Raw genomic sequence first — 12,454 nt, 5'->3', positions numbered from 1 at the left:
GGGAGACGGGTGCAGCCGACAGGCAGACCCGCATGGAACGCTTGAGCATGGCACGATAAGGCTTCGTGCGGGAGGAAAGCTGATGACGGTCATCAGTCCGGTTCTATCTGGCGGCAGCGCCGAGAACGGCAAAGGTGCGAGTTCGAAGCGCCGGGTGCGGATCGTGTCCAGACACCGGCGGCGGATCGAAAATGCGTTGATTGCCTATTCTTTCATTGCCCCAAATTTCCTAGGCTTTGCCGTCTTTACGCTCGGCCCCATCCTCTTTGCCTTTGCGCTGGCTTTCATGCATTGGGACGGCTCAAACCCGATCACTTTTGCTGGGCTCGATAATTTCTGGCGGCTGTTTGACGACAAGGCCTTTATCTCCGCGTTTTGGAACACGGTCATCTATACTGTTGTCTCGGTGCCTGCGACGCTTGCCTGCGCGCTTGGTCTCGCCATCCTGCTCAACCAGAAAATCCGTGGTCGCGATTTCTTCCGCACCGCGATGTTCTTTCCCTATGTTGCGTCACTGGTCGCGGTCGCCGTTGTCTGGAACATGCTGTTCAACCCCGAAATGGGGCCGGTCAACATGCTGCTCTACACGCTCGGCCTCGATCCCAACGACATGCCGGGCTGGGCCGCCGACCGGCATTGGGCGATGGTCACCGTCATCCTGTTCGGTATCTGGAAGAGCATGGGCTATTACATGGTCATCTATCTGGCCGGGCTACAGGGCATCAATGCCGAATTATACGAGGCAGCCGGTCTCGATGGCGCCAATGGCTGGCAGAAATTCCGGCATGTCACCCTGCCGCAGCTGGCCCCGACGACGTTTTTCGTCACGGTCATGCTGACGATCCAGTCCTTCAAGGTGTTCGATCAGGTCTATATGATTACCCAGGGCGGGCCTGGAACCTCGACCCTCGTGCTGGTCTATCATATCTATAACGAAGCCTTCATTTCCTGGGATCTCGGCTATTCCAGCATGATTGCCCTGGTGCTGTTCTTCCTGGTTCTGGCGGTCACCGTCATCCAGTTCCGCCGCCAGAGGGAGGATTGAGCCATGCGGATTGCCGGACGCAGGATCAGGGTTTCGACACTTGCCATTTACGCAACGGTCATCGCCGTCACCATCATCATGTTGCTGCCGTTTGCCTGGATGCTGTCGGCCTCGCTGAAGCTCGACCGCGACGTCTTCGTCTTCCCGATCGAATGGATACCGGCCCATCCGCGCTGGCAGAACTATGTCGATATCTGGACGAAGATTCCGCTGGCGCTGTTCATCTACAACACCTCGAAGCTGACGATCATCGTCACGCTTTTGCAATTGTTGACGTCGAGTTTTGCGGCCTATGCCTTCGCCAAACTGCATTTTCCTTTCAAGAACACGATGTTTCTCGGCTATATCGCCACCATCGCTATGCCTTGGCAGGTCTATATGGTGCCGCAATTCCTGCTGATGCGCGAATTCGGGCTGAACAACACCCATCTGGCGCTGATCTGCCTTCAAGCCTTTACAGCCTTCGGCGTCTTCCTGATGCGGCAGTTCTATATGTCGATCCCGACGGAACTCTGCGAAGCCGCCCGGATTGACGGCATGAACGAGTACCAGATCTGGGCGAAGATCATGCTGCCGCTGTCGAAACCAGCGCTATCGACGCTGACGATCTTCACCTTCGTCACCACCTGGAACGATTTTCTGGGGCCGATGATCTATCTCACCAAGACCGAACTGAAGACCATCCAGATCGGGCTTCGGATGTTCATATCGCAATATTCCGCCGAATACGGGCTGATCATGGCGGCGTCCGTCGTCGCGCTCATCCCCGTGCTCGTCGTCTTTCTCGCTTTGCAGCGCTTCTTCGTCGAAGGCGTCGCATCGACCGGGCTGAAGGGGTGATGTCATGAATGCCATGTTTTCCAACGCGCCACAGCCAATCACCGATCAACAGGTGACCATGGCGCTCGACATCGCGGTCGCCCAGGTGCGACGCAATCTGCCTGACTTCACCTATGCGGCGCAGAACCATTCCAGCGTCTGCAACCGGTATCCGGCGGTGGCCAACGACCAATGGACGGCGGGCTTCTGGCCCGGCGAAATCTGGCTTGCTTATGAGCATAGCGGCGACAAACTGTTTCGCTATGCGGCCCAGATCCAGGTGCAAAGCTTTCTGCATCGTATCGAAAACCGCATTGCCACTGACCATCACGATATGGGGTTTCTCTATTCGCCCTCCTGCATTGCCGCCTGGAAACTGGTGGGCGACGAGGATGGACGCAAGGCGGCACTCCTGGCCGCCGACCAGTTAATCGAGCGCTACCAGCCCATTGGGCAATTCATCCAGGCCTGGGGCGCCAAGGGCAACCCAAACGAATACCGCTATATTATCGACTGCCTGTTGAACCTGCCGCTGCTCTATTGGGCGACTGGCGAAACAGGGGATGAAAAATACCGCGAGATTGCGCTCTCCCATGCGCGCACCACGCTTGCCCATTCGGTGCGGGAGGACTGCTCCACCTATCACACCTTCTACATGGACCCGGTAACGGGTGCTCCGGTACGCGGCGTAACCAAGCAAGGCTATAGCGACGACAGTTTCTGGGCACGCGGACAGGCCTGGGGCATCGCGGGCATGGCCCTGTCCTATCGCTACGAGCGCATTGCCGAATACCGCGACGCTTTTGAGCGGTTGCTGGGCTTTTATCTGCAACGGCTTCCGGACGATCTCGTGCCGGTCTGGGACCTGATCTTTTCGGCAGGGGATGGTGAGCCGCGTGACAGTTCGTCCGCCTCCATCGTCGCTTGCGGCCTTCTGGAAATGGCCGATCTCGTGGAAGACGTGGACGCCGCACGCTACCGCGATCTGGCCCGGCGGATGATGAAAAGTCTGGCCGATCGCTATGCCGTTAAGGACCCGTCCGTTTCCAACGGGCTTGTCCTGCATGGCACCTACTCGAAAAAGACTCCCCACAACACCTGCCGCGGCGAAGGTGTTGATGAGTGCGTGTCCTGGGGTGACTACTATTACATGGAAGCTTTGACGCGCCTGTCGCGCAACTGGTCTTCCTATTGGTGATGCGTGAGGGGTAAATGGCAAGCATTTCGCTAAAAAAGCTCAATAAGTCCTTCGGCGCACTGAAAGTAGTGCACGATATCGACCTTGAGATCGCCGACAAGGAATTCATCATCCTCGTCGGGCCGTCCGGCTGCGGCAAATCCACCACGCTCAGAATGATCGCGGGGCTGGAGGAAATCTCCGGCGGGCAATTGCTGATCGGCGAGGACCTGATGAATGACGTGCCGTCGAAGGATCGCGACATTGCCATGGTCTTCCAGAATTACGCGCTCTACCCGCATATGACTGTCTACAAGAACATGGCGTTCGGGCTTGAGTTGCGGAAAGCGCCGCGCGATGTGATCGAGACAAAAGTGCAGGAAGCGGCAAAGATCCTCGACATCACCCATCTGTTGAACCGCAAGCCCAAGGCGCTGTCGGGTGGCCAACGCCAGCGTGTGGCTCTGGGCCGTGCTATGGTGCGCAATCCGGAAGTGTTTCTGCTAGACGAGCCGCTGTCCAACCTCGATGCCAAGCTGCGCGGCACGATGCGCGCCGAAATATCCAAGCTGCACAAGCGGCTGAACGCCACCTTCATCTATGTCACCCATGACCAGGTGGAAGCCATGACCATGGCCGACCGCATCGTTGTCATGAAGGATGGCCATATCCAGCAGGTCGATACGCCGCAGCGGCTCTATGACCATCCGATAAACATGTTCGTGGCGGGCTTTATCGGTGCGCCGCAGATGAACATGCTCCCCTCGACCATCCGGCGCCAGGGGGATGGTTTCGTCGCCGTTTTCAACGATCATGCCCTGCCCTTGCCGATGACATTCGATCAGAGCCGCATCGCGCCCTATCTGGACCGCGACATCGTTCTGGGCATACGGCCTGAAAATTTTCATGAGCTGGCACCGGGCGATATCGACCCTGCCAATACGGCATCCTTTGAGGCTGTCGTTGAACTGGCAGAACCGATGGGCTCGGAAGTGCATCTCAATCTCGTCGTCGCCGGACGCTCGATCGTCGCTCGCGTGTCGCCGCGCTTCAAGGCCAAACTCGGTGAGCAGGTGCGCCTCACCGCCGACATGACCAATGCGCAATTGTTTGACCCGCAAACCGAGCGGTCGATCCTCTATTGACAGGACAATACCATGCAATGGTTGGAGGCCATCTGGACAAAAGAGGGAAAGGGCATCGCCAAGGATGCGCCGAAGCGCACCGGCCTTGCGTTGTTTTGCGAGATCATCGGGCGCGAATGGTGGGAACTGGTCAAGCTCAACCTTCTGTTTCTGGTCGCCGCGCTGCCCATCGTCACCCTGCCCGCGGCCCTCTTCGCCACCACCAGTATTTGTCGCTCCATGGTGGAGGACCGCAATGTCTACCTGTTTCGTGATTTTGCCGAAGCCTTTCGTCGCTATGTCGCCGTGGCAACGGGATGGGGCCTGGCAACAGTTCTCGCGCTCTGGATCGGCTTTTGCGCAATTACAACCTATGGCGCTCAAGCGCCTGACAGCCTGATCTACGCGGGTCCCCTGGCTGTCAGCCTTGTCTCTACCGGTTTTGTTGGCGTGTGGTCGGCGCATTTCATTGTGCTTACGGTGATGAGCAAGCGCGCCACCCTGGAGATCCTGCGGCTATCGGCGCTGGCAACGCTTCTGCGGCCCTTGCCGACGGTGGCGGCGCTGGTGTTTGTTGCGGCCCTCTGGCTCGTGCATGTGCTGCTCTACCCGGTTTCCGTCTTCATGCCGGCAATGATCAATTTTTCACTTGGAATGTTCGCCATTTCATTCGCCGCGCATCGGGCAGCCGCGCTGGTTCTGGCTGAGCAAGATACTTCGTATCGAACGACAGAAATTTCATAGAAAGCCGCTGGGAGGCGCTTTCAACAAGACACTCAGGGAGGAGAACAGAATGTACAGGCAGACATTTGGGATATCGCTGACCATTGCCACTGCGGCACTGGGAATGGCCACCGCCATGGCAGGAGGGGCGTTCGCACAATCGGCAGCCCCCATCACCCTGAAATGGGCGCTGTGGGACTGGGACAAGGTGGCCTATTACAAGCCGCTGATCGAAGCTTATCAGGCCAAGCATCCGAATGTGAAATTCGAGCCGGTGGATCTCGGTTCGCAAGACTACACGCAGATGATCGCTACCCAACTGACCGGTGGCGCCAAGGATATCGATGTCGTCACCATCAAGGACGTGCCGGGTTACGCAACCCTGGTGCGGGCCAACTCTATCGGCGATCTCTCCGGCTTCATGACCGAGCAGAAGATCGACAAAGCTGGATATGGCGGGCTTATCGAGGAGCTGAGCATCGACGGCAAGGTCTATGCCCTGCCCTTCCGCTCCGACTTCTGGGTGGTCTATTACAACAAGGACATCTTCGACAAGGCAGGCGTTTCCTACCCGACCAATGACATGACCTGGGCGCAATTCGATGAGATCGCGGGCAAGCTGAAGGGCGGCATGGGGGTCAATAAGACCTATGGCGCATTGCTGCACACATGGCGTTCCACCGTCCAGCTTCCAGGCATCATGGATGGTCAGCACACGCTGGTCGGTGGCGATTACGCCTTTCTGAAGCCCTGGTACGCGCGGGCGCTGAAGCTTCAAAAGGAAGGGGCAATCCCGTCCTATGCATCGCTCAAAACCTCCAATACCCACTATTCGGCACTGTTCTTCAACGGGACGGTCGGCATGCTGCCGATGGGTACCTGGTTTATCGGCACCCAGATCGCCAAGGTAAAGTCCGGCGAATCCAAGAGCAAGAACTGGGGCATCGTCAAGTTCCCGCACCCGGATGGCGTTGCCGCCGGCACAACGGCGGCGCAGATTGCGGCCCTTTCGGTCAATAACAACTCAGCCCACAAGGACGTGGCGCTCGACTTCATCAAGTTCGTGACGGGACCTGAAGGTGCGGCAATCATTGCCGACACGGGAACTTTGCCCGCAGTGCGCACCGACGATGTCAGCACCAAGATCACCTCGCTGCCCGGCTTCCCACAGGACGAAAACAGCAAGGCGGCGCTGAAAGCCGGCAAATCCTATCTGGAAATGGCGGTCAGTCCCAATGCGGCAAAGATCGAGGTTGTGCTGAACCGTGTGCATGACGCGATCATGACCGACAACACATCTATCGATGATGGCCTGAAGGAGATGAACGACGGCGTCAAGGCGATCAAATAGTCCACAACAAGTCTGGCCGCAGGTTCACACCTTCCTGCGGCCAATTCATTTGAATCAATTCATGGATATCGATTGTGGTTTACGATCCAGCCCAGGCCAACCCGCTCTACGGCAACCCGTTGCGCAGCCGCGATGATATGGCGAAAGCGCTGCTCGACTTGTTCACGCCGCTCCTGCCCTATTTTTCGCAAGGTGGTGGACGGGTAAGGCTTGGCGCATCCGGCGCGATCTTCGATCATGCGGCAGCTGATCTCGAATGCTTTGCCCGGCCGCTTTGGGGCATCGCTCCCTTTGTGGCGGGCGGCGGCGATTTTCCGCATTGGGATCTTTACCGGCGTGGCCTGGCCCATGGCACCGATCCGCAGCACGAAGACTATTGGGGCGATGTCTCTGATCGCAATCAACGGCTTGTGGAGCTTGCTGCCATCGGCTTTGCGCTCGCCATGGTGCCGCAGCATATCTGGGAGCCTCTGGACGATGCCGCGAAGGCCAGCGTCTCGGCCTATCTGCTCAAGGCCAGAGACCGCGAATACGTCGATAACAATTGGAAATTCTTCCGGGTTCTGGTCGATCTGGGACTGGAGCGGGTCGGAGTAGAATTCGACCACACCAAGACCATTGCCTATCTCGATGAGCTGGAAGGATTCGATATTGGTGATGGCTGGTACCGCGATGGGCCGGTGCGTCGGGTGGACCACTACATTCCTTTTGCCATGCATTTTTACGGGCTGATTTATGCCGTCCTTGCCAGCAAAGACGAGGCCCGCAAAATCCGTCTTCGTGAGCGCGCAACGATCTTTGCCAGGGATATCCGTCACTGGTTCGGCCCAGATGGTGCTGCACTCGCTTTTGGGCGCAGCCAGACCTACCGTTTTGCCGCTGGTGGTTTCTGGGGCGCGCTTGCCTTTGCAGATCTTGACGCCCTGCCATGGGTTGAGATCAAGGGCTATTACATGCGCCATATCCGCTGGTGGTCGGCATTGCCGATTGCCGACCGCGACGGTGTGCTGTCTGTCGGCTACGGCTATCCCAATTTGCTGATGAGTGAGAGCTATAATTCGCCCGGCTCGCCCTATTGGGCGCTGAAATTCTTTCTCCCGCTGGCCCTGCCCGCCGATCACCCGTTCTGGCTGGCGCAGGAAGCCGATGCGCCGTCCTTCAATGCGCCTGTGCCGCTCGAAAAGCCGGGCATGGTGGCCATGCACACGCCGGGCAATGTCGTCATTCTCGCCTCCGGCCAGGAACATGACAAGATGCGCGGCTCCAACGAGAAATACGCCAAATTCGTCTATTCGACCCGCTATACCTTTAATATCGAGGCCAATGATCGCCATTTCGATGCGGCCAGTTTTGATGGCATGCTGGGGCTGTCGGATGATGGCGTGCATTTTAGGATGCGCGAGACGCTTGAAGAGGCGATGATTGCCGATGACAGACTCTATTCCCGGTGGAAGCCCTGGGCGGATGTGACTGTCGAAACCTGGCTCGTGCCACGAAATCCCTGGCATATCCGCATCCATCGGATCGCAACGCCGCGCCGCCTGATGACCAGCGAAGGCGGTTTTGCCATTCCCCGCGCCGACTTCAGCCGCGACCGTATGGAAGAAAGCGCTGGCCGCGCGGTCTGGTTCGGGCAAACGGACATCAGCGCCATTGTCGATCTATCCGACCACCACCGCATCGGCCGCGCCCATGTGTCGATTGCCAATACCAATCTTTTATGGGCGAAAACCAACCTGCCGCAATTGCGTGGCACACTCGAACCGGGCCGAACCGTGCTGGTGACGGCAGCCTTCGCCCTGCCGCTGGGACATGACGCAGACGAGGCGCTTGCCACTCCGCCTACTTGCCCTGATCTCGAGGTGTTGGAGCAGCAGTTTCGAGACGCTGGACGCCGTGTCGCGGCCTTCGATATTGGCTAAGCGTCATGAGCAGGGATAACCACGCCAACGAGGAAGCGGCATCCTTGCGCCGCCAGCGGCTCAATATCCTCACCTGGGAACGGAACGGGCAGGATATCGAGAGCGTGGCCCATCAGGCCCGGCTTCGCCAGCTCCAGACCTATGCCGGCGCAACATTTTCGCCGGGTGTTTATGTGGCGGAAAAGGCTGAAATCCATACCGACAGGCTGGTGATGGGTGCGGGCTCCTGGATTGCCGGTCACGCGCTGGTGCGGGGCGATATCGAGCTTGGTGAAAACGTTTCGATCAATGCCTATGCCTGCATCTCTGGCCGGGTGCGGGTGGGAGATGATGTGCGAATTGCCTCTCATGTCAGCATTGTCGGCTTCAATCATGGCTTCGACGATCTCGAAACGCCGATCTATCGCCAGCCGTTGACATCGCTTGGCATCGAGATCGGCGATGATGTCTGGATCGGCGCCAATGCAGTCATTCTGGATGGCGCCCGGATCGGCAGCGGCGCCATTATCGCTGCTGGTGCCGTGGTCTCGAAAGACATCACACCACAGGCCATCGCTGGCGGCGTACCGGCCCGCGTGCTGCGGATGCGTGGCAAAGACACGACATCTCCCCGCAAAACGGTGGTGGTCGAAGCCGCGCTTGCCGCGATCAATGCTGCCGCTTCGGCTGATTGGCGAGCGGTGGTGGAGCGATATCGTATCGGAGATGATTACAGCGCGCCGGATGCAAGCGGCAAACCCGTTACCAGCGTCCGCCATCTCTGCGACGCCATCGAAATTGCCGCAGCCTTCGGTGATATCGGCTCGATGTTCGATGTCGATGCCACCATAGCCCGCCTGCAAGCCATTCAGGACCCAGAAACTGGGCTTTTCCCGGACCCTTATCGTGCAGCACAACAGCCTCTGCATCACGATCCGATTGCCTTGTACAATGTTTTGGCCGTTGGATACGGTCTTGAGTGCCTGGGATCAGCGCCACCTCACCTCTTCCGGTTCATCGAACGCATGAGTGCAGGTGATCTCGTGCAATGGCTGGATGAGCTGCCCTGGCAAACACGCGCCTGGCATTGCGGCGCGACCGTCGATGCCATTGCAACCGCCTTGCATTTCAACGGTCGCTATTTTGACGCAGGAGCCAACCGGCACAGTTTGTTTGGCTGGCTAAGCCTCAACTGCAATCCAGCATCCGGCCTTTGGGGTACTGAGACACCGGAGGAAGGACTGTTGCAGCCGGTCAATGGTTTTTACCGGCTGACGCGCGGCGCTCATGCGCAATTTGGCATACCGGTTCCTTATCCGGATGCCGCCATCGATTCCGTGATCGCCAATTACCGGGCTCATGACGGATTTCGTGGACAAGGCTTCAATGCCTGCAATCTGCTCGACACGATCCACCCGCTGCTCCTTTGCCTGAAGCAGACACCTCATCGCCGCGACGAGGCGATGGAAATCGCAACCGGCATCATTCTGCAACTGTCTACACGGTGGCAAAGCGGGCAAGGCTTTCCGTTCGCAGACGGTCATCGGCCCGGGTTGCAGGGAACTGAAATGTGGCTCACGACCTGTTGGCTTTCAGCCGAACTCCTGAACCTCTCCAGCAGTCTGTCATTCAAGCCACGAGGTATTCATCGGTATCAAGGGTGAGACAGCATTTTCAAACGCTACTCCCCTCGCCAACCTCTTTGCTGCGAGATGTCGATTATGTCATTTTCTACGTAATTTGAAGTGGCCTCCCGGGGCGTATGATCTCGAAAGGCCTGCCATATTCGGGTAACCGCGCAAAGTGTCGCGATAAGGCCTCTATGTTTTCCTTCTATATTGACCTTCCCGCCTCATCGAACCGGTGAAGGCATCCGTCCATCGGCTTAGCGCTGATGGTTTCACCGATCCTTGGCTCGTAGCTGCCGCTGGTGCGTATGAGCAGCTTTCCATACAGGGCAGAGTCGATGGTGATAAAGGTATCGCTTCCAAGGCATTCCGCAGCCACAACTGCACCGCTCCAGGCGTCCTGGTCCTCTGACAACACGAAATGCTCTGGACGGATGCCAATGGTTGTTGCTCCGTCTCGTTGGGCTGCCTCCCCCGACACGAGGTTCATTTGTGGCGAACCAATGAAGGCAGCAACAAACAGATTGGCTGGCCTGTGATAAAGCTCCAGCGGCGTGCCCAATTGCTCAAGGACGCCCTTGTTGAACACCGCAATTTTGTCGGCCATGGTCATGGCTTCCACCTGATCATGGGTGACGTAAACGGTTGTTGCTTTTAATCTTTTCTGTAATTCCCGTATTTCCGAGCGCATTTGCACCCGCAGTTTGGCATCGAGATTGGAGAGAGGTTCATCGAACAGAAAAACCTTGGGGTCGCGGACAATGGCCCTGCCCATAGCAACGCGCTGACGCTGCCCGCCTGAAAGAGCTGCGGGCTTGCGTTTAAGATATGGTTCAAGACCCAGGACCTCGGACGCCTTTGCCACGCGGGTGTTGATGTCTGCCGCAGAATGCCCTGCGAGCTTGAGGGCAAAACCCATGTTCTCGGCTACGGTCATATGCGGATAGAGCGCATAATTTTGAAACACCATGGCAATGTCGCGCTCGCGTGGGCTCAAGTCATTGATGCGAGTACCATCAATAAAAATATCGCCGCCGGATACCTCTTCCAAACCTGCAATCATCCGTAGGAATGTTGATTTTCCGCAACCGGATGGTCCAACCAGCGCCAGGAACTCCCCGTTCCCGACTTCGAGATCCACACCGTGGATGACCTCCAAGGCCCCGTAATGCTTGCGTAAATTTTCAATCCGCACCACAGCCATGATTTCCTCCCAGACAAATCGCTTGACGCAAAACAAAAGTGATTTAATCTATTTATTGCGTTCAGGGAAGATGCCTGTTGAAGGAGACAGCAGGCATCGGAGGACGAAGCGGGGCGGAGACTTGCCCGCGATTGAGGGTTTAACGCATGGCACTCAGCGGCATGCGACTTTGGGAGGAGCACACATGAAGAAGAACAGGCATGCGTTGACGCTTGTCGCGCTGTTGGTTGCCCCCGTGGGCGGGAATGCCAGTGACATGATCACCGGCGACACGGTTGGCCCGGCTGACGCGCCCAATAAAATGACATTTCGCATGACGACCGATGGTCCGCGCAACAATGATCCGGTTGTCGCTGAAGGCTATGGCAAGCTGTTCAATCAGTTTATTGCCAAGCATCCCGGCTGGCGCATTGAATTGCAGATGATGACGGGGGACATCAGCCAGGAGCAGGCCCGCATGGTGGAGCAGGCCAAATCCGGCAATGCACCTGATTGCGCTGCCGTGGACTCTTTCGTGCTGCCTGTTTTCAAAAAAGCTGGCGTGCTGAAGTCTTTCTCACCGTACTTTACTAAGGAAGAGATCGACCAGCTTTTCCCCTTCATTCGCGAGGGCGTTACCGGAGCTGACGGCCAGATTTATGCCTGGTGGTGGTCGACCGATCTGCGTGTTCTCTATCGCAACAAAGAAATCGTTCCAGACGCGCCGCAGACATGGGACGAGACCAAAAAGGCTGCGCTGCACTCCGTGGAAGAGGGCATGGAAGGCATTCTGTTCAACGGCTCACGCTATGAAGGCACCACCTTTGACTGGCTGGCCAATTTCTGGGCCGAAGGTGGCAAGTTGGTCGATGAGAACGGCAAGCCGATCTTTGGCGAAGGTGCTGAGCGGGAAAAATTCGTCAAGGCGGTGAATTACTACCGCGACCTGGTGGAATCTGGTGCTGCCCCCAAGCGGGTGGCCACCATTGGCAATTATGATGATTTCAATGCCGCCGCTGCCGCTGGCACCACGGCGCTGTTTGTCGGTGGAAATTGGCAATATGGCCAGTTGCAAGCCGCCCTTGAGCCGGAAGAACTGGCCAAATGGACCTTCTCACCCCTGCCCGGTCCCACCAAAGATCAGCGCTCGACCGGCACAGGTGGCTGGACTGTTGCTTCTTTTGCCTCCGATCCGGCGAAAGTGAAAATGTGTGCTGATCTTGCCCGCGATGTCTATATGGGACCTGCCAATGAGGTTCAGGGGCAATTGCCAACCCGCGCGGACCTCTATGAGAAATACAAGATTTTCTCCTCCGACATCAACAAGGCTTTCTCGGAGGCCCTCAAAGTCGGCCAAGCCCGGCCCGGCGCGCCGGTCTATCCCGAAATCTCCAATCAGATTCAGATCATGATGGGCAAGGTATTGACGGGAACGCAAGCCACGGATGCGGCTGTCGATGAAGCCTTCAAAGCTTCGCTTGCGGCATTTGACAGCCATTAACC

10 protein-coding genes are annotated in these 12,454 nt (G+C 57.5%); 9 read left to right on the top strand and 1 reads right to left on the bottom strand.

All coding sequences use genetic code 11. From position 1 onward, the window contains the following. The first annotated feature begins 82 nt into the window (after window positions 1–82). The 8 genes from ASB66_RS20105 (at window position 83) to ASB66_RS20070 (ending at window position 9,804) form a co-directional block, all read left to right on the top strand. Window positions 83–1,045 carry a carbohydrate ABC transporter permease gene (locus tag ASB66_RS20105; RefSeq protein ID WP_060720039.1) on the top strand — a complete coding sequence of 321 codons (963 nt, stop codon included), beginning with the start codon at window positions 83–85 and terminating at the stop codon, window positions 1,043–1,045. Between the two features lie 3 nt (window positions 1,046–1,048). Further along, entirely contained in the window at window positions 1,049–1,885 is an 837-nt protein-coding gene (locus ASB66_RS20100; RefSeq protein WP_060720038.1) for a carbohydrate ABC transporter permease, read from the top strand. Between the two features lie 4 nt (window positions 1,886–1,889). Beyond that, complete coding sequence (locus ASB66_RS20095) at window positions 1,890–3,062, top strand: glycoside hydrolase family 88 protein (protein WP_060720037.1); 1,173 nt, start codon at window positions 1,890–1,892, stop codon at window positions 3,060–3,062. A 14-nt stretch (window positions 3,063–3,076) separates the two neighbouring features. Continuing rightward, the gene (locus ASB66_RS20090; RefSeq protein WP_060720036.1) at window positions 3,077–4,186 is read left to right on the top strand and encodes an ABC transporter ATP-binding protein; all 1,110 of its coding nucleotides are present in this window, start codon (window positions 3,077–3,079) and stop codon (window positions 4,184–4,186) included. Window positions 4,187–4,198: 12 nt separating this feature from the next. Continuing rightward, window positions 4,199–4,909, top strand: a complete 711-nt coding sequence (locus tag ASB66_RS20085) for a DUF624 domain-containing protein (RefSeq protein WP_060720035.1) — start codon at window positions 4,199–4,201, stop codon at window positions 4,907–4,909. 103 nt (window positions 4,910–5,012) lie between these two features. Next, window positions 5,013–6,239, top strand: coding sequence for an ABC transporter substrate-binding protein (locus tag ASB66_RS20080; protein ID WP_411910113.1), 1,227 nt, complete (start codon window positions 5,013–5,015; stop codon window positions 6,237–6,239). A 74-nt stretch (window positions 6,240–6,313) separates the two neighbouring features. Then, window positions 6,314–8,161, top strand: coding sequence for a DUF2264 domain-containing protein (locus ASB66_RS20075; protein WP_060720033.1), 1,848 nt, complete (start codon window positions 6,314–6,316; stop codon window positions 8,159–8,161). A 5-nt stretch (window positions 8,162–8,166) separates the two neighbouring features. Continuing rightward, window positions 8,167–9,804, top strand: coding sequence for an acyltransferase (locus ASB66_RS20070; RefSeq protein WP_060720032.1), 1,638 nt, complete (start codon window positions 8,167–8,169; stop codon window positions 9,802–9,804). Between the two features lie 169 nt (window positions 9,805–9,973). Here ASB66_RS20070 and ASB66_RS20065 read toward each other — a convergent pair whose 3' ends face one another. Continuing rightward, entirely contained in the window at window positions 9,974–10,972 is a 999-nt protein-coding gene (locus ASB66_RS20065; RefSeq protein WP_060720031.1) for an ABC transporter ATP-binding protein, read from the bottom strand. Window positions 10,973–11,156: 184 nt separating this feature from the next. Between ASB66_RS20065 and ASB66_RS20060 the strand changes: the two genes are divergently transcribed. Next, window positions 11,157–12,452: an extracellular solute-binding protein gene (locus ASB66_RS20060; RefSeq protein ID WP_060720030.1), complete on the top strand. Its 1,296-nt coding sequence runs from the start codon at window positions 11,157–11,159 to the stop codon at window positions 12,450–12,452. Window positions 12,453–12,454 lie beyond the last annotated feature (2 nt).

It is taken from the genome of Gillisella vitis (genome assembly GCF_001541345.2).
GTDB classification, from domain to species: Bacteria; Pseudomonadota; Alphaproteobacteria; order Rhizobiales; family Rhizobiaceae; genus Allorhizobium; species Allorhizobium vitis.
This window is presented reverse-complemented; position numbering and strand designations above follow the sequence as displayed.

Excerpts from the sequence above, each read along its gene's own strand:
- ASB66_RS20105 (WP_060720039.1), top strand. The coding sequence starts at position 83 with ATGACGGTCATCAGTCCGGTTCTATCTGGCGGCAGCGCCGAGAACGGC.
- ASB66_RS20100 (WP_060720038.1), top strand. The coding sequence starts at position 1,049 with ATGCGGATTGCCGGACGCAGGATCAGGGTTTCGACACTTGCCATTTAC.
- ASB66_RS20095 (WP_060720037.1), top strand. The coding sequence starts at position 1,890 with ATGAATGCCATGTTTTCCAACGCGCCACAGCCAATCACCGATCAACAG.
- ASB66_RS20090 (WP_060720036.1), top strand. The coding sequence starts at position 3,077 with ATGGCAAGCATTTCGCTAAAAAAGCTCAATAAGTCCTTCGGCGCACTG.
- ASB66_RS20085 (WP_060720035.1), top strand. The coding sequence starts at position 4,199 with ATGCAATGGTTGGAGGCCATCTGGACAAAAGAGGGAAAGGGCATCGCC.
- ASB66_RS20080 (WP_411910113.1), top strand. The coding sequence starts at position 5,013 with ATGGCCACCGCCATGGCAGGAGGGGCGTTCGCACAATCGGCAGCCCCC.
- ASB66_RS20070 (WP_060720032.1), top strand. The coding sequence starts at position 8,167 with ATGAGCAGGGATAACCACGCCAACGAGGAAGCGGCATCCTTGCGCCGC.
- ASB66_RS20065 (WP_060720031.1), bottom strand. The coding sequence starts at position 10,972 with ATGGCTGTGGTGCGGATTGAAAATTTACGCAAGCATTACGGGGCCTTG.
- ASB66_RS20060 (WP_060720030.1), top strand. The coding sequence starts at position 11,157 with ATGAAGAAGAACAGGCATGCGTTGACGCTTGTCGCGCTGTTGGTTGCC.